The 19,818-nt window shown below is 44.3% G+C and carries 18 protein-coding genes; 7 read left to right on the forward strand and 11 right to left on the reverse strand.

From position 1 onward, the window contains the following. The first annotated feature begins 93 nt into the window (after positions 1-93). The 3 genes from phaR (at position 94) to TPSD3_RS16155 (ending at position 2,043) form a co-directional block, all read left to right on the forward strand. Complete coding sequence (phaR, locus tag TPSD3_RS16145; RefSeq protein ID WP_086489552.1) at positions 94-597, forward strand: polyhydroxyalkanoate synthesis repressor PhaR; 504 nt, start codon at positions 94-96, stop codon at positions 595-597. A gap of 189 nt (positions 598-786) precedes the next feature. Beyond that, positions 787-1,530: an acetoacetyl-CoA reductase gene (gene phbB, locus TPSD3_RS16150; RefSeq protein ID WP_086489553.1), complete on the forward strand. Its 744-nt coding sequence runs from the start codon at positions 787-789 to the stop codon at positions 1,528-1,530. A gap of 183 nt (positions 1,531-1,713) precedes the next feature. Further along, positions 1,714-2,043, forward strand: a complete 330-nt coding sequence (locus TPSD3_RS16155; protein WP_245391625.1) for a phasin family protein — start codon at positions 1,714-1,716, stop codon at positions 2,041-2,043. Between the two features lie 105 nt (positions 2,044-2,148). Here TPSD3_RS16155 and eno read toward each other — a convergent pair whose 3' ends face one another. From eno to TPSD3_RS16210, 11 genes are all read right to left on the reverse strand, one after another. Beyond that, complete coding sequence (eno, locus tag TPSD3_RS16160) at positions 2,149-3,435, reverse strand: phosphopyruvate hydratase (RefSeq protein ID WP_086489555.1); 1,287 nt, start codon at positions 3,433-3,435, stop codon at positions 2,149-2,151. Between the two features lie 170 nt (positions 3,436-3,605). Further along, on the reverse strand, positions 3,606-4,148 hold the full coding sequence (locus TPSD3_RS16165; RefSeq protein ID WP_245391626.1) for a DUF302 domain-containing protein: 543 nt from the start codon (positions 4,146-4,148) through the stop codon (positions 3,606-3,608). Positions 4,149-4,262: 114 nt separating this feature from the next. After that, the gene (gene ureG / locus TPSD3_RS16170) at positions 4,263-4,880 is read right to left on the reverse strand and encodes an urease accessory protein UreG (protein WP_425353095.1); all 618 of its coding nucleotides are present in this window, start codon (positions 4,878-4,880) and stop codon (positions 4,263-4,265) included. A gap of 147 nt (positions 4,881-5,027) precedes the next feature. Further along, positions 5,028-5,381, reverse strand: coding sequence for a MerR family transcriptional regulator (locus TPSD3_RS16175; protein ID WP_086489557.1), 354 nt, complete (start codon positions 5,379-5,381; stop codon positions 5,028-5,030). 75 nt (positions 5,382-5,456) lie between these two features. Continuing rightward, the gene (gene ihfA, locus TPSD3_RS16180; RefSeq protein ID WP_086489558.1) at positions 5,457-5,783 is read right to left on the reverse strand and encodes an integration host factor subunit alpha; all 327 of its coding nucleotides are present in this window, start codon (positions 5,781-5,783) and stop codon (positions 5,457-5,459) included. A gap of 6 nt (positions 5,784-5,789) precedes the next feature. Continuing rightward, positions 5,790-8,159: a phenylalanine--tRNA ligase subunit beta gene (pheT, locus tag TPSD3_RS16185; RefSeq protein ID WP_086489559.1), complete on the reverse strand. Its 2,370-nt coding sequence runs from the start codon at positions 8,157-8,159 to the stop codon at positions 5,790-5,792. Between the two features lie 88 nt (positions 8,160-8,247). Then, positions 8,248-8,454 carry a DUF465 domain-containing protein gene (locus TPSD3_RS16190; RefSeq protein ID WP_086489560.1) on the reverse strand — a complete coding sequence of 69 codons (207 nt, stop codon included), beginning with the start codon at positions 8,452-8,454 and terminating at the stop codon, positions 8,248-8,250. Between the two features lie 25 nt (positions 8,455-8,479). Beyond that, complete coding sequence (locus TPSD3_RS16195) at positions 8,480-9,559, reverse strand: ATP-binding response regulator (RefSeq protein ID WP_086489561.1); 1,080 nt, start codon at positions 9,557-9,559, stop codon at positions 8,480-8,482. Positions 9,560-9,612: 53 nt separating this feature from the next. After that, a complete protein-coding gene (ppc, locus tag TPSD3_RS16200; RefSeq protein WP_342587081.1) occupies positions 9,613-12,504 on the reverse strand; it encodes a phosphoenolpyruvate carboxylase in 2,892 nt (963 codons plus the stop codon). A 205-nt stretch (positions 12,505-12,709) separates the two neighbouring features. After that, positions 12,710-13,498 (reverse strand): sulfite exporter TauE/SafE family protein, encoded by a 789-nt coding sequence (locus tag TPSD3_RS16205; protein WP_086489563.1) that lies wholly within the window; start codon positions 13,496-13,498, stop codon positions 12,710-12,712. Between the two features lie 8 nt (positions 13,499-13,506). Continuing rightward, a complete protein-coding gene (locus TPSD3_RS16210) occupies positions 13,507-14,451 on the reverse strand; it encodes a lysylphosphatidylglycerol synthase domain-containing protein (RefSeq protein ID WP_086489564.1) in 945 nt (314 codons plus the stop codon). A gap of 286 nt (positions 14,452-14,737) precedes the next feature. Here TPSD3_RS16210 and TPSD3_RS16215 point away from each other — a divergent pair, with 286 nt between their 5' ends. The 4 genes from TPSD3_RS16215 (at position 14,738) to TPSD3_RS16230 (ending at position 19,815) form a co-directional block, all read left to right on the forward strand. Next, positions 14,738-15,565, forward strand: coding sequence for a carbon-nitrogen hydrolase family protein (locus tag TPSD3_RS16215; protein ID WP_086489565.1), 828 nt, complete (start codon positions 14,738-14,740; stop codon positions 15,563-15,565). Then, positions 15,550-17,004 carry a metalloprotease TldD gene (gene tldD / locus TPSD3_RS16220; RefSeq protein ID WP_086489566.1) on the forward strand — a complete coding sequence of 485 codons (1,455 nt, stop codon included), beginning with the start codon at positions 15,550-15,552 and terminating at the stop codon, positions 17,002-17,004. Before TPSD3_RS16215 ends, tldD begins: the two co-directional genes overlap by 16 nt. A gap of 142 nt (positions 17,005-17,146) precedes the next feature. Next, positions 17,147-18,751, forward strand: a complete 1,605-nt coding sequence (locus tag TPSD3_RS16225; RefSeq protein ID WP_086489567.1) for a formylglycine-generating enzyme family protein — start codon at positions 17,147-17,149, stop codon at positions 18,749-18,751. Between the two features lie 125 nt (positions 18,752-18,876). Next, entirely contained in the window at positions 18,877-19,815 is a 939-nt protein-coding gene (locus TPSD3_RS16230; RefSeq protein ID WP_086489568.1) for a carbohydrate kinase family protein, read from the forward strand. Positions 19,816-19,818 lie beyond the last annotated feature (3 nt).

Here is a 19,818-nt window from a genome sequence, read left to right on the forward strand (position 1 = left end):
TCTGTAATCATGGCGTGCCGTTTTCCGACACGCCATGTTGGTGTTTATTTCGACGACAGCCCTTTTCAAAGTTAGAAGTTAGAAATTAATAGCATGAGCGAATCCAGAATCATCAAGAAATACCCTAATCGCCGTTTGTATGATACTGCCATTAGTAGTTACATTACATTGGAAGACATCAGAACCCTGGTGATGGAACACGTGCCGTTTCGCATTCAGGATGCCAAAAGCGGTCAGGATATTACACGTAGTATTTTGTTGCAGATTATTCTGGAGCAGGAAGAAGAAGGGGAACCCATTTTTAGCAGTGAAGTATTGGCACAACTGATTCGTTTTTACGGCGATACCTTACAAGGTATTGTGGCGAATTATTTTGAGCGCAGTTTAGGGCTTTTTGCCAAGCAACAAGATGATGTCCGCGCTAAAATGTACAATCCGATTTCTTTTATGACCGAAATTGCTGAACAAAATATTAATTTGTGGAAGGACATGCAAGAAAATTTTTTCAAAGCGGCAATCACCGGCCGCCAAGATGAGTCAAAAGAACAACAAAAAACAACCGCACAAACCCGCGGTGATGATAAGTTGAAAAAATAAACACCAAAAAGGATCGGAGGAATGCAGACAGGAAGTCGCCCCTTCACAAGAGATAATAAAAAGGATTTTCTCAACATTTCAAAGAAGCGTTTTCTTTAAATGGGATGGCAGTCGCAACAGACTCCATCAATAAACCCAACCGAAGAGTGTTTACGCTCGCTTAACACAACAATTATCGGAGATTTAAGGATGACAGCAAGAATTGTATTAGTGACGGGTGGTACAGGTGGAATTGGTACGGCCATTTGCCAAGGTTTGGCCAAGTCGGGTTATCGCGTGGCGGCTTCGTGGTTAGAAGGGATTGATGACGGTCCCGGTTGGCAGGCGAAAATGAAAGCCGAAGGCTTTGATATTGAAATCGCTGCGGGTGATGTGGGTGATTTTGATTCTGCGGCCAAAATGGTCAAAGAAGTAGAAGCCAAATTAGGCCCCGTAGATGTTCTGGTCAACGGCGCAGGAATTACCCGTGACAAAATGTTCCGCAAAATGGACAAAAGCATGTGGGATGCCGTGATTAAAACCAACTTAGACAGCGTGTTTAACGTGACGAAACAAGTGATTGATGGCATGGTTGACCGCGGCTGGGGACGAGTGATCAACATTTCTTCAGTCAATGGTCAAAAAGGCCAAGCCGGTCAAACCAACTATTCTGCGGCCAAAGCAGGAATGCACGGTTTCACCATGGCCTTAGCCCAAGAAGTCGCCAGTAAAGGCGTAACCGTCAACACCATTTCTCCCGGCTACATCGGCACCAGCATGGTGATGGCGATTAAAGAAGAAATTCGTAAAGCCATTATTGCCACCATTCCTGTTGGCCGCTTGGGAACACCAGAAGAAATCGCATGGGCGGTTGAATTTTTAGCCGATAATCGTTCAGGTTTCATCACCGGCGCAAATATTGCCATGAACGGTGGCTTACACATGGGGCCATAACTCGCTTCGACGGTGTCACTTAGAAAAAACTTGACACCCGAAACGATTTAGCATATTGTGCATTGCAGCGTTGTTGCAATGCACAATTTTTTAGCCGCGCTTTTTTTTGTAAAACACAACCATCATGCTTTTTTGGAGAACGTCGAAATGGACAACAACGAGTTACTGAAAAAATGGACCGAAATGAATAAATCAGCCATGGATGCCATTAAGGAACTGGGCGAAATCAACACCACCGCAATGACCCGCTTAACCCAACGTCAAATGGACATGATCAGTCTGTACATGGAAAGCGGCGCAAAGCAGTTGGAAATGTTGAGCCAAGCCAAGAATGTGCAGGACTTAGCAACGGCACAATCTAAGTTGTTCACGGAAATGAACGAAAAATTGCTGGATAACGCCCGCCAAACCGTCGAAGTATTGGTGGATGTGAAAGCCGAATTGTCCGCTTGGGTAGAAAAAGGGATGCAAAACGTCTCTGAAGTCGTACCAATGCCCAAAATGAAGAAGTAGAACCTTCACCAGCGTGAGCGTTTTCATGCTTCCTAACGAGGAGTCAGACTCTTTATGTGTTGTAGTCTGACTCCTCGTCTTCTTTTCCCCACGAAAAATTGGGAATTATTTCAAATTATAAAAGGCAGCACGCCCCGGATAAACCGCCGTATCGCCTAATATTTCTTCAATACGGATCAATTGGTTATACTTGGCAATGCGATCTGAACGCGACATTGACCCCGTCTTGATTTGTCCCACGCCCGTACCTACGGCTAAATCCGCAATTAAACTGTCTTCCGTTTCGCCAGAGCGGTGGGAAATGATCGCGGTGTAGTTGGCTTGGCGTGCCATTCGGATGGCGGCCAGCGTTTCGGTCACGGTGCCGATTTGATTTAATTTAATTAAAATCGAATTGGCAATGCCCTTGTCAATCCCTTCTTGCAAAATACGGGTATTAGTAACAAATAAATCATCACCGACTAATTGCACTTTGTCTTTCAAACGCGCACTTAAATGCGCCCAACCCGCCCAGTCATTTTCAGCCATGGCATCTTCAATGCTCAAAATCGGATATTGATCGACCCATTTGGCCAAATATTCCGTAAACTCTTCAGAAGACAACACTTTATTTTCCGAAGTCAGGTGATAACGCCCTTCTTTGTAAAACTCAGAACTGGCCACATCCAAACCCAACCAAATGTCCCCACCGGCTTTAAAACCCGCTTTATCAATCGCGGTTAAAATCACTTCAATCGCGGCTTCGTTAGAAGACAAATCAGGCGCAAAGCCGCCTTCATCTCCCACAGCAGTATTTAAGCCTTTGTTTTTTAAGACACTTTTCAAGGCATGAAACACTTCCGCACCGTAACGCAAGGCTTCGCGCAAACTGGGCGCACCGGTGGGAAGAATCATAAATTCTTGTAAATCCACATTATTATCCGCGTGTGCGCCGCCGTTAATAATATTCATCATGGGAACAGGCAGTTGCATGGGATAATCAGGACTGGCCAACGATTGAAACAAGGGCAATCCCCGATCCGCCGCCGCCGCTCGTGCTACCGCCATGGACACCGCTAACAAGGCATTCGCGCCTAAACGTTCTTTATTTTCCGTGCCATCCAAATCGATTAAGCGTTGATCTAATTCAGCTTGTTGTGTCACTTCCAAACCGATCAAATGATCACTGATTTCGCCGTTGATGTGTTCCACCGCATTTAATACGCCTTTTCCGCCGTAACGTTTGGCATCACCATCGCGTAATTCTAAGGCTTCTCGTGAGCCGGTGGATGCGCCAGAGGGGACGGCCGCCCGGCCAACATGACCCACTGCCGTGTAAACATCCGCTTCTACCGTAGGATTACCACGAGAGTCGATAATTTCACGGGCGCGAATTTTAGTAATATCTGACATTAGATTTTTCCTTAATGCTGGGTTGAAATAGAAAATAAGATTTTTTTATTTGGAATTGGCGTTGAGTTTATATAAAAATGGAGGCCGCCCAATACAGCAAGATGAGTCACGCATTTATTCTGTGAAACTCATCTTTCTGCGTTTTTGACAAAGCGGAGAATTGGCGTTAATTACAATTCGCCTTCGGCACCCGCTTGGATAATTTCCATTAAATCATCGCGGACTTTTTTCGCCAGAGCCGCTAATTCATCAGGCATATTAGACAAAGATAATAATAAATCTAAATTCATCATCACCAAAAATGGCTTGCCTTCATTGTCTTCAATAGCGGCAATTCGGCAAGGCATAAATGCCACAAAATCAATGTTAAAATTCAACATTTCATGAGCCGCGGCAATATTGCAAAATTGGAAAATTTCCACCCGTCGAATTTTCTCAAAACCTTGGGCTTCAAATTCGCGCCACATGGGTTGATGCGCGACTTGTTTCATATTGAGCGCATTAGCGCGCAGCAACATGGATTCAATCGCTGCATCCAAAGTCACGCCCTCTGCCACAGGCAATCTCACCACCATTTGTGACAAAGACATGGACATCGCTGCCGCTTCAGCAGGCGCGGTTTCGGGTGCTGCTTCAGACTCAGGTGACGTTGCCTGCACGCCGCCCATTGAAAACGCCAAAATTCCCGCACAGAATAAATGAGATAATTTCATGGTTGTCTCCCTTTTTTTGTTGGTTTGAGAAATTTGAATTTAAAAAAGTAGTTATTATGAAGGATTTTTATTATTAATCAGTGATAAAAATAAACGATGAGTAAGCATTCATTTTTAACCTGTTAACCCCCCTTTCTCCTCAATAAAGCGAACAATCTCCGGCAAGCCCTGCCCTGTTTTCAAATTAGAAAATAAAAAGGGTCGTTCGCCGCGCATTAAGCGGGCATCGCGTTCCATGACTTCTAAAGATGCGCCGACATAAGGGGCTAAATCAATTTTATTAATAATTAACAAATCAGCGCGAGTAATGCCGGGTCCGCCTTTACGGGGAATTTTATCGCCCGCAGCCACATCAATCACATAAAGCGTTAAATCGGATAATTCAGGGCTAAATGTTGCGCTTAAATTATCGCCGCCGCTTTCGATAAAAACCAATTGCACTTGGGGGAATTGTTGACACAATTGTTCCACCGCTAATAAATTCATAGACGCATCTTCACGGATTGCCGTGTGTGGGCAACCGCCTGTTTCCACCCCGACAATGCGCTCAGGGGGCAAGGCTTGGCTGCGGGTCAAAAATTCGGCATCTTCTCGCGTATAAATATCATTCGTGACCACCGCTAATTCATAACGTTGCCGCATTTGCTTACACAACGCATCCACCAACGCGGTTTTACCCGAACCCACAGGGCCACCCACACCCACCCGCAAACTAGACCATTCAGACATCATCTTCACCACAGTTTTTAAATTAGATTAAATTAAAAACAAAAACCACGCCACCCACACTGCATTAAAACAATGCGGCAAATGGCGCAGTTTCTGAGAAAAGTAACGAGCGAATAAAATCGTTAAAATTCCTTTTTCAACAATATTTATTCAGGGGGTTAGAATTGCCAAAACTTCTTCTAATTCAAAACGCAATTGCCGTATTAATTGCACATTATTGGGATGTTCTGTTGAGGGCGTATCAGAAAGACGCTGTTTCGCCCCCCCGATAGTAAAACCATGCTCATATAATAAACTGCGAATTTGACGAATTAACATCACGTCTTGTCGCTGATAATAACGACGATTACCACGCCGTTTAATGGGTTTTAACTGTGAAAATTCCTGCTCCCAATAACGAAGAACATGCGGTTTCACAGCACACAAATCGCTCACTTCACCGATGGTAAAATAACGTTTGCTTGGAATGGCGGGCAATTCGTTGTTATTGCTGGGTTCTAGCATAAGCGTTTTCTCGCTGTTTGCAGGGATAAATAGAGAAAAAAATCAGCGACATTCGCGTCATTATTAGATAGTTTTTCATTCGGATTCGTGATAACCCGTATCCGATTCAACTTGCCCATCAAAGGCTTCTACGCGAGTACGCAACTTTTGCCCTGGACGAAAAGTCACCACCCGACGCGCACTAATTGGAATCTCTTCGCCTGTTTTGGGATTGCGGCCGGGGCGTTGATTTTTACGGCGCAAATCAAAATTACCAAAGCCCGATAATTTAACTTGTTCACCTTTTGCCAGAGCGGTGCGAATTTCTTCAAAAAATAAATCCACCATCTCTTTTGCTTCGCGTTTATTCAAGCCCATTTCATCGAACAATCTCTCGGCCATTGCTGCTTTAGTCAGTGCCATTCTTATTTACTTCCTTAAATATGCGCCAAACTGTTGTTGTAAAGAAGCGAGTATTCCATCAATGGAACTATCTACTTCAGACTCGGTAAGATTGCGCGATTTCGCTTGAAAAATCAAGCCTATAGCAACACTTTTTTTACCCGCTTCTATTCCTTTACCTTGATAAACGTCAAATAAAAGGCAATCTTGCAGCGTTTCTCTTGCGCCATTTTCCCGTACAAATTGAATGAGCATATCAACTGCAATACTTTGATCCAGCACTAAAGCCACATCTCGTCGTACTGATGGATATTTGGATACTTCACTAAAGCGAGCTAAAGGCGCATCAAGTAATTCAGATAAAGCCAATTCAAACAGATAAACAGGCGCGATCAAATCTAATTCCTGCAATTTTTGTGGGTGTAAAGCACCTACTAATCCCACCAAATGTTGATCACGGTAAATGGCTGCTGTTTGGCCGGGGTGCAATGCAGGGTGAGTTGCCGCTTTAAATTTGTATTTTGAATCAGCGCGTAACAGGGCTTCGACATCGGCTTTAACATGATAAAAATCGATGGGATCGTGAGGAAGTCCCCATTGTTCTGGCCATGCGCTGCCTGTTGCCACGCCCGCTAACATGGGTTCTTGCTGTAAAACACCAGATTCAGTCACAAAACGCAATCCTGTTTCAAATAAGCGAACTCTGGGTTGTTGTCGTTTTTGGTTATACTGCACCGCTTGTAATAAGCCTGCCCACAACGTAGTACGCATTGCTGACATGTCGCTGGCGATAGGATTCGCCAATTGCAATGGCACGGATTCGGGATTGATCAATTGCAACAATTTGGGATCGACAAAGCTATAGGTGATCGCTTCTTGATACCCGCGTTGTATTAAAATTTGTTGCACGTCTTGTACGCGCCGCGCAGGCACAGCGGACATATTAAGATGACTGTATAAAGGCCGCGTCGGCAAATGATTGTAACCATAAACCCGCGCCAATTCTTCGATTAAATCCACTTCGCTATTTAAATCAAAACGATTTGAAGGCGGAATCACCTGCCATTCCTGCGCAGTAACACTGATCAGGGTTAAATGCAGACGTTTTAAATAATCCGTCACCGTTTCCGCCGGCAAGGCCATGCCCAATAAGCGCGTAATTCGTTCAGCCCGCAGACAAATCACTTGTTTTTGCGGTAAATAATCGGCAAAACGGCACTCAATCAGCTCTCCCGCTTGTCCGCCCGCGATGTCTAACAACAGCGCGGTGGCGCGTTCAGCCGCACGTCGTTGCAAATTGGGATCAACACCGCGTTCAAAACGATAGGAAGAATCCGTGTGTAATCCATAACGCCGCGCCGTACCCGCCAATTGTTCGGGCGCAAAAAAAGCACTTTCTAAGAAAATATCTTGTGTTTCCGTCGCCACCGCAGAATCCAAACCACCCATGACACCAGCTAACGCCAGTATTCGCTGTTGATCGGCGATGACTAAACTTTGGGCATCTAAAGTCAATGTTTGTTGATTTAACAGGGTTAATGTTTCCCCTTCGCCTGCCATACGCACCACAACACTGCCTTGTAATTGTTTTAAATCAAAGGCATGGAGCGGCTGCCCTAATTCGAGCAACACATAATTCGTCACATCCACAATCGGGCTAATACTACGTAAACCACACCGACGTAAACGTTCTTGTAACCATAAAGGCGTTTGCGCTTGGGGATTAAGACCGCGAATCACTCGCCCCACGTAATGCGGACAGGCCTGTGGCGCATCAATTTGTACGGGAAAAGTGTCTGGAATCGACACAGTAACTTCTTTATAATCAATGGCTTGAATATTGGTTTGTGTTAATAAACCCACTTCGCGGGCTAAACCTTCTATGCCCAAGCAATCGCTGCGATTAGGGGTCACATTTAACTCAATGGTGACATCATCTAAGCCCAGATATTCTCTAACATTTTTTCCCACAGGCGCATCGCTGGGCAGCGGCCAAATTCCCTCAGAACTCTCTGCCAATCCCAATTCAGAAATAGAACAAATCATGCCTTCTGAGGCGACTCCGCGTAATTTACTTTTTTTAATCGAAAAATCACCGGGTAATTTTGCCCCAATTTGCGCCACCGGTACTTTCAAACCTGCCGCGATATTCGCCGCGCCACAAACGATATTTAACGGCGTTTCTTGGCCGACATTCACCTGACACACCCGCAATTTATCGGCATTAGGGTGGGGTTCAACCTGCAACACTTCCCCCACACACACGCCAGTAAACGCAGGAGCCACCGGTTCAATGCCTTCCACTTCCAAGCCGGCCATTGTTAATTTTTCGGCCAACGCGGCGGTATTAATATCTGGATTAACCCAATCTCTTAACCAATTTTCACTAAATTTCATAAAATAATGTGCGAATTTTCTTAAAAAAAGTAAATCGTAAAATTCGCAACCTCCGTGTGTTGTGTTGTGCTGTTTTTAAAAGACGACTTTACGCATCCAAATCAGGAATCAATAAACTTTCCAAACGGGAGATCATATCTTTTACTAATAATTTTCTTTTTTTCAAGCGTTTTAATTGCAATTCATCGATACATTTATCTTGAGACAAGCGATTAATCACATCGTCTAAATCTCGATGTTCTAAATATAATCCTTGTAAACGTTGATTTATTAGGGTGCTTTCTTCTAATAACATGGACTTTTTCCTTAAAAAAATAAAATTATGCCGCGGGTAACGTGAAATAAAATAAACTGCCTTCGCCGAGTTGGCTTTTTACGCCCACTTCACCGCCTAATTTTTTAATAATTTGCCCCACAATCGATAACCCTAAACCATGACCTTCAACGGCATCCGTATGTAAACGCATAAAAGGTGTAAACAATTGTCGTTGTTCCTCGACGGTCAAACCGCGTCCATTATCCCGCACCCAAAAACGCACCCGCTGGCCACGACAGGTTTCCGCGCCCACTTGTAAACGCGGAGGCGTACCGCCGTATTTTAGCCCATTGTGCAAATAGTTAAACCACACTTCCTCAATCCACGGCGCGTAACCCAAAGCCGCTGGCCATTCACCACAATAACTGATTTCGGCTTGATATTTTTCCAACATGGTTTGTAAACGCTGGGTTAAGACGCTTGCAACAATCTCTTGCATATTTAATACGTGATACTCAACTGTTTTCTGCTGACTTACGCCCGCAAGCAGTAACAGCGCGTCAATAATATTAATCGTTTGTCGCCCGGCCTGCCCAATTAACTGTAATCTTTCCCGCATTCGCGCATCGACTACCGTGCCTTCGGGCGATTTTAAAAATAAAGTCTCCGCCAAACACGTCATGGCACTGATCGGGTCTTTCAAATCGTGAGCGACCGTATGCGCGAATGCGTCCAATTCCATATTACGTTCATACAGTCGCTGTTGCAATTTATGCGCGTTCAAATGCGCCCGAATGCGCGCCAACACTTCCTCGTGTTGCAACGGCTTAGTGATGTAATCCGACGCACCCACTTGAAATCCTTTGACTTTATCCGTGGTGTCAGTCAGCGCAGTCATAAAAATAACCGGAATGTCTGCTGTGGCTGGATTACTTTTCAAACGTTGACACACCTGAAAACCGTCCATATCGGGCATCATGATGTCTAACAAAATCATGTCAGGATTGGCATATTCTGCGGTCTGAATGCCCTCTTCGCCCTCTCTCGCCACCAAAACATCAAAACCCGCTTTACTCAACATATTGAGCAAAACAGTCACATTTTCAGGAGTGTCATCAACCACCAGCAGAGTATCAAGTATCATAGCGGATTTAATATAAAAAGAATGCGCTGAAAAAATAAGCCATTTTGAGAAAATTATCCCGTGTTTCTCATGCCCGCAGCAATGGCATTAATAGAACGCAATAAAGGATTTAACCAACGTTCGGCTTCTGCTTCATTGCCTTCATTAATATAACGGCGATATTGTCGCAATAAATGCACTTGAATCACGTTTAACGGATCAATATAAGGTTGACGACGTTTTAAAGAAATTTGCAAGGCAGGATTATGCGATAATAATTCATTCGATTGCGTCACTAATAATAATTGCTCAAGGGTGCGGCGATATTCTTGTTCAATATGCGCAAAAATCAACTCTCCATGCTCTTGATCTTGGCACAAGCTGGCGTAATTGCGCATAATCTCTAAATCCGCTTTAAATAATGCCATTTCAATATTGCTCAGTAAAGAACGGAAAAATGGCCAATCTTGATACATGGCTTGCAATTTCTTTAATCGCGCCGAATCTCCTTGGCAATAAGCCGCCAATGCCCAGCCTAAACCATACCACGCGGGCAAAGTATGCCGAGATTGCGACCAACCGAAAACCCAAGGAATGGCGCGAATAGAGTATTTAGAAGGATTATCCGCCCGCCGCCGCGCAGGACGTGAGCCAATGTTCATTAAAGCAATTTCTGATACGGGCGTGGCCTCATAAAAATAAGTCATTAAGCCTTCCGTATGGTCGGTTAATTGGCGATAATGCTGTTCTCCTAAAGCCGACAATTCGCGCATAATTTCCAAAAATTCGGGCGGATCATTCGCAACATCATGCCCTCCCAATAAACTGTTGGCGGTGGCACGCATTAAGCCTGAAGCTCCTGCATTTAATTCATAAATAGCGGTTTCAGGATTACTGTATTTATACGATAATACTTCACCTTGTTCTGTGAATTTAATTTGTCCGCGTACCGTTCCCACCGGTTGAGACACAATAGCCTCATAAGTCGGGCCACCACCACGTCCCACAGACCCCCCACGCCCATGAAATAAACGGCAAGTAATGCCATAACGATCCGCTAATGCGGTAATTTTACGTTGCGCTTCGTATAAATTCCAAGAAGACGATAAAATGCCCCCATCTTTACAAGAATCCGAATAACCTAACATCACTTCTTGCAACGCGCCTTTAGGCTGAATTAACGCAGGATCAATGCGATGGGTTAAAGGAATTGAGGCATAACTTTCTTCTTCGTAAAAACGCAACAATTCCCGATACAAAGGAATGTCTAATAAAGTACTTAATACCTGATCAATATGGGTTAAATCTTCAATCGTTTCAAATAAAGGCGCAACGGTCACATGACAAAATACTTTGCCATCCGGATATTGACCGACTAAACCATGTTGCTGTGCCAACACCAATACTTCTAATACATGGCTGGCTGTATGCGTCATAGAAATCACATAACTGCCGAAAATTTGCGGACTGATCGCCAAACGCATTTCAGCCATCACACAAAACACATCTAACGTTTGTTGTGTATTTTCAGTGAGTTGGCCGTTATTTGCAAATTGCCAATTCTGCGTTAATAATTCGACCAAATGCTGCAAACGTTGCGATTCATCAAGCGTTAAATAATCGACATTCTTTTGCAAACTTAATTCAGCAATCGCTTCACTGTGGCGTGTTGATTCTTGACGAATATCCAAACGCATTAAATAAAAACCAAAAGTTTCTACCAAACGCAATAAATCTTTTAATCCGCGTTCAGCCACTTGAATATCACCGTGACTGATTAATGAATCTCGAATCACTAATAAATCCCGATAAAATTCAATTTCACTGGGATAAGCATAAGCTCGCAATTCTGTGGCCTGCATTCCCGTCAAATTATTTTGCAAACGCAACTGCACTAAGGTCAAATTACAGCGTAACCGATCTCGCATTAATAAGCATTTGCGTCGATAAATTTCTTGAATATGCTCAGAATGCGGATCACGCTGGCAACGTTCGGCCAATTGTACATCCTCCATCAACTGCGCCATAAACGCCTCTGAAGGCTGACACAAACGGGTCGAATGGGTCAAGGTATCCGTCAATTCTTGTACACACTGTACGTATTCTTGTAGAATTTCTTGGGCTTGCAACAATACCGCAGTCGCTGTGGTTTCGGGCGTGACAAAAGGATTACCGTCCCGATCTCCACCGATCCACGACCCAAAACGCAGAAAACTTGGCACCCGCACCGGCTGTTGCAAGCTGTAAATACGGCGCACACTGCGTTCTACCGCACGATAAGTGTGGGGAACAGCCACAAATAAGCATTCACGAAAATAATGCAAACCATTGGTGATTTCATCCACCACTTCTAATTTTTTCGTGCGAACTTCATCCGTTTTCCATAATAAATGCAAATAAGATTCTAAAACTTCTTGTTGATCTTGAATTTCAACTTGACTTAATTTACGCGGATTAAAATGTTTCACACGGGTAAAAATTCGCCGCAAAGCCACTTGAATCGTGCGCCGCCGTGCTTCGGTAGGATGCGCGGTAAAAACAGGAATATAAGTCAAACTATTTAACAACAATTGAATCTGTTCTGGCGTAATTTCATTGGCGATCAATTGGCGTAAGGTTTGATCAAAAGATTCCTCCCAAAGTGGGCCGCCGCGATGAATTAAACGTTGCCGTCTTTGATCGCGGAATAATTCCTCTGCAATATTCAATAAACTAAAGTAAATATTAAAGGCCCGCACCACATCCGTTAATATCTCAGGCGATAAGGCTTGAATTAATCGTTCTAATTGGCGACGTTTATTCGGGTTGGGGGTTTCATGCAGACTGATATAACCCTTGCGTAAGGTTTCCACCGCCGCGTAAACTTGACCGTCGGCGCGGGCTAACAGCGTTTTACCTAACAATTTGCCCAATAATTTGACTCGTCGGCGCAATGCTTTGTCCTTAACCTTGACAGATTCCATCATAAACAGCCCTAATGTGCAGTGGAAAGATGAGGTGAAATGTTCTTTAAGAATACAAAATAAATCGCCTTATGGCAGGATCACCCGTGTTGAATATTGGCCTAATCATAACCGATTTTTGCCCTACTTATGCAAAAAAATTGAGTTGATCCGAGTCGTGAACAGAAAATAGTTTAATGATCGACTTAATCATTGAGACTTACACCCATTATCCCCACAACATTTTTAAAGCAATAATCGCTAGAAAAATCCCAAACAATTTTTTTAATAATGTAGTGGGTAAAGTATGGGTTAATTTCGCACCTAAAGGGGCAGTAAAAACACTAATCGCTGCCACTAAAATAAAAGCAGGTAAATACACATAACCCAAACTATAATTGGGCAAATGAGACACAGACCATCCAGTGACAATAAAACCCATCGCCCCCGCAAGCGCAATCGGAAAACCACAAGCGGCTGAAGTGGCTATGGCGTGCCGTAATGTCACATTGCAAAAAGTCAAAAAAGGCACCGTCAACGATCCACCCCCAATACCCACCAAAGCCGACAATATCCCAATAAAAACAGCAATCATTCCAGTGAGATAGCGATTAGGCAATTGTCGATGTGCAGCGGGTTTTTTACCCCAAATCATTTCTATGGACAATAATAACAGGAAAATGCCAAAAATAATGCGTAAAAAATCACTGGATAAATAATGTGCAATCCACGCGCCGAGAAACGCACCCAATGCCACCCCCGGTGCCAATTGCCACACGATTGACCATTGTACCGCGCCATGACGATGATGCGCCCAAATTGACGCAATAGAAGTGGCGACAATTGTCGCTAAAGAAGTCCCAATCGCAATGTGCATTAAATGCACACTAGGCACGGATTGACCATAATGAAAAATCCACACCAATGCAGGCACAATCACAGCCCCGCCACCAATCCCTAATAATCCTGCTAAAATACCCGCAATAAACCCTAAAATAAGTAAAAAAATAATTTCCATAACACTGATCACTGTTCTAATGATGTTGTTGTTGTTTTTTCTTCTGAGACCATCAGCAACAGAATGCCTGCCAATAATTCTGTACAGACCGTCCAAAAACGAAATAATAAACTGGCCATAATCGCCTGTTCTAATGGCATGAATTGAATTAAAAATAAAGTACTCACCGATTCTCTAACGCCAATTCCCCCCGGTGCAAATAAAGCAAAAAATCCCACCGTCATGCCCACCACATTGGCTAGCGTAATCCATAAAATTAATTCGACATTAAATAACGCATTGACAAAAGCAAAATAAACGCCGCTATAAACCAAACCCAGCATTGACCAAGCCGTGACAAATCCTATAATAAGATAAAAATAAGCGGTTATATCTAATAACGGTAAATCAGTTAAACCTTCTATTTCTTTTTTAATAAACCAACGACTGATGACATTATAAAAACGAAAAGACAGCGATAATAAAACCCTTCCCAAACCAATACTGAGCCACGCTAACACCGCAATGCACACCCATAATAATTCCTGCGTCAACACAGCCCACAACGTGGCCGCAAGAATAGCACCCGAATGCACTAAGGCAAACTGCTCTTGTAAAGTTAAACTAATAATTTCTGTCCAAGATAACCCTTTGTTTTTTAACTGAGTTCCCCGCGCAAACATCCCCCACACTTTACCGGGCAAATACTTACCTATCATCAGCAAAATAATTTGCATTAAGGCACTTTTAAATTTAATTTTAAGTGGTGTCAACTGCAAAATATTATATCGCCAAAGATAGGCCGTGAGCAGTAAAAATAGGATTTGCAGTACGACAGCAATCCAGAGATAATGAGGATTTAACGTTAAATGATTTTCCAGCTTGTCTTTTTCTATCCACAGATAATGACCAATAAACAACAAAGCAAACAAGATAAAAAAACTTAACCAAAATCGCTTTAGCCAAACTAACATGAATGGTGTAACCTTAAAGTATTCTTGACTTCAATTCACCCATTTTATAACATTCCAAGCCATTATGCAGAGGATTACCATCCTGTTTTTCAGCAGAAAAATATTTTTGACAAAACAGACAAAATAGCTTAAACCCAAATGCAAGATTAAAAACAGAAAAAATATATTATTCTTTACGTCTACAGCATAAAGTAACTACAATAAATTCTTAAAAACGCACAACAATCATCACCCGATAAAGTGAAATTCGTGCCTTAAAAATAAAACGAATGTGGTGGAGTTTATCATGACGGTTCATCGTATTGCGGCTGTACAAATGGCCTCAGGCGCACAAGTCGCCGCTAACTTACAAGAAGCCCAACGACTCATCCAAGAAGCGGTAGAAAATGGCGCGGAATGTGTTGTTTTACCCGAAAATTTTGCCTTTATGGGCGCGAATGATCACGCAAAATTAGCCATTCAAGAACCGTTTGGAGAAGGAATGATCCAACAATTTTTAGCCCAAACCGCCAAACAACAAGGCATTTGGTTAATTGGTGGTACGATTCCCTTAGCCAGCGGCGATCCCCATCGAGTACGAGCGGCTTGTTTAGCGTACAATCCGGAAGGGATTTGTGTGGCGCGTTACGACAAAATACACTTGTTTGATGTCGATGTGGGCAGCCACGAACGTTATGAAGAATCCCAAACCACCGACCCCGGACAGGAAATCACGGTATTTGACACCCCTTTTGGCCGCATTGGCTTGGCAATCTGTTATGATCTTCGTTTTCCTGAATTATTCCGGTGTTTATTAGAACAAGGCGCAGAAATTATTTGTGTTCCATCAGCGTTTACTGACATCACTGGCCGCGCCCATTGGGAACTGCTCACCCGAACCCGCGCTGTAGAAAATTTGTCATACTTAATAGCAGCCGATCAAGGCGGATACCATGTCAATGGACGCAAAACTTACGGTGATAGCCTCATTGTTGACCCCTGGGGACATGTATTAAACCGCTTATTTCAAGGCCTAGGTGTCGTCACCGCCGACATAGACACCGAACATCAAGCCCAATTGCGACAACGTTTTCCGACCATTCATCATCGAAAAATCTTATGTCAAGCCCGCTAACCCCACTGCAACTGGCAACGGAATCCTTACTGATTCCCAGCGAATTAGATCAAGAATCCCTCACGCATCTGCTCGACGATTTGAAGCGTGGCCGGGTGGATTATGCCGATCTTTATTTTCAACACAGCCAACAAGAATCTTGGGGCTTAGAAGAAGGACTCATAAAAACCTGTCACACAAGCTGGGATCGGGGAGTCGGCGTACGCGCCAATATAGGCGATAAAACCGGTTTTGCTTACAGCGATGATTTACAATTTTCTACTTTGCGACAAGCCGCACGAGCCGCACAGTCTATTGCCTACCACGGACAATCCTTATCACCAGCGGTATCTGGGCGAATTTTGCCCGTAACCGCCTATTATTATCCAGATAATCCTTTGACCGGCTTTAGTTCAACAGAAAAAGTGGCGTGGTTGACCCGTTTGGATCAGTTGGCACGCGACAGCGATCCGCGTATTAAACAAGTGTCTATCAATCTTCACGGCAGTTATAAAATAATTCTGATCATGGCGACGGATGGCACCTTGCAAGCAGATGTACAACCGCTAGTGCGGCTCAATGTCAGTGTCATTGCAGAATCAAAAGGTCGGCGCGAACAAGGCGGAAGCGGCGGCGGCGCACGAACAGATTACGGCTATTTTTTCGATCAACAACGCGCCGAAACTTACGTTCAAGAGGCTGTAAAACGTGCTTTAACCCATTTAGAAGCCATTGATGCGCCCGCCGGAGAATGGCCGGTGGTATTGGGTGCGGGTTGGCCGGGGGTTTTGCTGCACGAAGCGGTGGGACATGGCTTAGAAGCGGACGGTAATCGTAAGGGAACATCGGCTTTTGCGGGGCGTTTAGGGCAAAAAGTGGCTTCTCCGCTGTGTACAGTGGTGGATAACGGCACATTAACCCAACGGCGTGGCAGTCTCAACATCGACGACGAAGGCACGCCCACGCAATGCACTACCTTGATTGAAAACGGCATTTTAACCGCCTATATGCAAGATAAGTTGAACGCCCGCTTAATGGGAACAATCAGCACAGGAAATGGTCGCCGTCAATCTTACGCCCATCCGCCCTTACCCCGCATGACTAATACGTATTTATTAGCCGGCCAAACACCGCCCGAAGACATTATTGCTTCGGTCAACAAAGGCTTATACGCGGTCAATTTTGGTGGAGGACAAGTGGACACGGTATCGGGAAAATTTGTATTTTCTGCCACCGAAGCATATTTGATTGAAAATGGACGCATCACCGCCCCCGTAAAAGGAGCAACACTGATCGGTAACGGTTTAGAAACCCTAAACCGAATCAGTATGGTTGGCAATGATCTTGCGTTGGACGGTGGCGTTGGCACATGTGGCAAGGAAGGACAACAAATTCCCGTCGGGGTCGGTCAACCGACTTTGCGCATCGATCAATTGACAATAGGGGGAACACGCACGTGAAAAATGCCCACTCCCCCCAAAATATCATGTGAATCGTTAAAATGTAAGCCTTAAATAGACCAACCGAAGCCCTTACTTTTCATAAAGTGAATCACGTTGGTTTTACTTTGAATTTCCAGTAACCCATTGCGAGAGAACGATTGTGTCTTCGATAACTCAAGCGAAAGCTGAAGCGCAAAAGCTGATTAAACGGTACAACAAACTACAAGCCGAAGCCAAAACAGCGGATGCGGCTGAGGCTGCACGTAAAGCGGCTGAAGCAGAGAAATTAGTCTCGCAAATTAGTGCGTTGCAATCTGCCATTACCAAATTACAAGCCAAAGATCGACAACAGACCACGCCCGTACCTAATCGAGCCGCCTCCCCTGATTTGTCTGCGGTTAAAAAACCGTTAAGCCCGCCCGTCACAGGCAACACTGACGATTTATCGCCAGAAGACTTGCGTCGAGCCAGCGAAGAAAAAGCGATGTTAGAATCGCGGATTGCCCGCATTGAGTCCGCACAGCAACGCACCCGCGCCCAAATTGAACAACTCTCCAGAGCCAAACAAGAATTAGCACGCCTAAAACAAGAAGCTGAACAAAGTGCCGCTAAAGAACGTCGCGCTAACGATGAAAAATTACAGCAAGAATTGGCGAAATTAATCGAAAAGAAAGAAGCCGAACAAGAACAATTACGCAAAGAAATGGAAGCTGTCCGTAAACAGGCGGAAAAAGATGCTGAATTATTAAAATTACAACGCGATTCAGCCCGCGCCATTATGGAGAAACAAAAACAAATTGAACGCGAGAAATTGCTCAGTCAATCTCGCGCCAAAGGAAAGAAAATAGCAGTGATTTTAGCCGTTGTGGTGCTGCTGGTGGGGGGAGGTGTGAGTGCGGTTATGTTTACTCCCATTTTGCAGATTCTGTTACCCAGCGACAAGCCTGCACCCAGTACACAGAATACTAATGAATCCACCGAATCCGTGCCACAACAAGCCGCAGACCCCACTCCTCCTCCTCCTGCTCCTGTAAGGGCATTGGGCGAATTCCAAGATCGACTGCGTTCTGGCGGGACAGGCCCTACCATGGTACGTTTACCCGCAGGGACGTTTATGATGGGTATTCGGGCGGGTTTGCCGTATCCAACAGAACAGCCGCAACACCAAGTGAGTCTTAACCAATTTGCGATTAGCAAATATGAAGTGACTTTTGCGGATTATGACCGTTTTGCGCGAGCGACAGGGCGAGAATTACCCGATGATCGCAGTTGGGGGCGTAGTAATCGTCCTGTGATCAATGTCACTTGGGACGATGCCACCGAGTATGCCAAGTGGCTGTCTGAAGAAAGCGGTAAACAATACCGTTTACCCACCGAACGCGAATGGGAATATGCCGCGAAAGCCGGAACAGATAGCCTCTATTGGTGGGGATCAGAAATCGGTCAAAACAACGCCAATTGTGCCATTTGTGGCAGCCAATGGGCAGGACGCTCTACTGCTCCCGTCGGTAGTTTTCAACCCAATGCGTTTGGATTACATGACGTGATTGGTAACGTGCAAGAATGGACGTTGGACTGTTTCCGTCCGAATTACACTGGCGCGCCGCCATTCGGTGCGTGGGAAGGCGGAGATTGTTCAAAACGCATGGTACGCAGCAGTTCTTACCGCAGTTTTCAAGGCAAAAACCGCACAACCCAACGCGAAGATTTCCCCCCCAAACGTAAGTCAGATACCATCGGTTTTCGTGTGGTCAGAGTGGAATAAAACCAGCTTATATTCAGACAACATCCCCTTCTCATTCTGCAAACTTTACTTGCCGTTGTCCCGAATTTTTCGGCAACGGCAAATTTAATTTAAAATGACAATGTTTAATTTACGGAGTATATAAAGTGTCAGCATTAATTTGTGGTTCATTTGCATTTGATACAATTATGTTATTTAAAGATCAATTTAAAAGACACATTTTGCCAGAGCAAGTGCATATTTTAAATGTTTCGTTTTTGGTGCCAGAATTGCGGCGGGAATTTGGTGGATGTTCGGGGAATATTGCTTATAACTTAAAATTACTCGGCGGCAATCCACTGCCTATGGCTACGGTGGGGATTGATTTTGATCCGTATTTGCGTTGGATGAATCGCTGGGAGATTTCTACAACCCATGTGAAAGTGATCGACGACACTTACACCGCCCAAGCCTTTATCACTACGGATTTAGACGACAATCAGATCACGGCTTTTCACCCTGGAGCCATGAGTTTTGCCCATTTGAACCGCATTAGTGACACTACAGGAGTGACAATAGGGATAGTTTCTCCTGACGGGCGTGATGGTATGTTGGAACATGCTACCCAATTTGTTGATGCGAATATTCCTTTTATTTTTGATCCCGGTCAAGGTTTACCGATGTTTAATGGTGATGAATTGACGCGATTTATTGAGCAAGCCACTTGGGTCACTGTCAATGATTACGAATGGGAATTGATGTTAGATCGTACCGGATTAAGCATTGAAAAGGTCTTAGAACGCGGAGTTAAAGCCTTAATCATCACCAAAGCCGCTTCAGGCTCATTAATTTACACCGCAGAAAAAACCTATACCATTCCCCCCGCCAAAGTCACTCAATTATTAGACCCCACTGGCTGTGGTGATGCCTTTCGTGGTGGGATTTTATTTGGCTTAATGAACGGCATGGATTGGGAGACGACGGGGCGCATTGCTTCGCTTATGGGCGCAATTAAAATCGCCAGTTATGGCACACAAAATCATCATCCCAGCTTAGATGAAATCAAGGCCTTATTTAAAACCCATTTTGGCTATGATTTTACTTGATGA

This window comes from Thioflexithrix psekupsensis (assembly GCF_002149925.1).
Lineage (GTDB): Bacteria > Pseudomonadota > Gammaproteobacteria > Beggiatoales > Beggiatoaceae > Thioflexithrix > Thioflexithrix psekupsensis.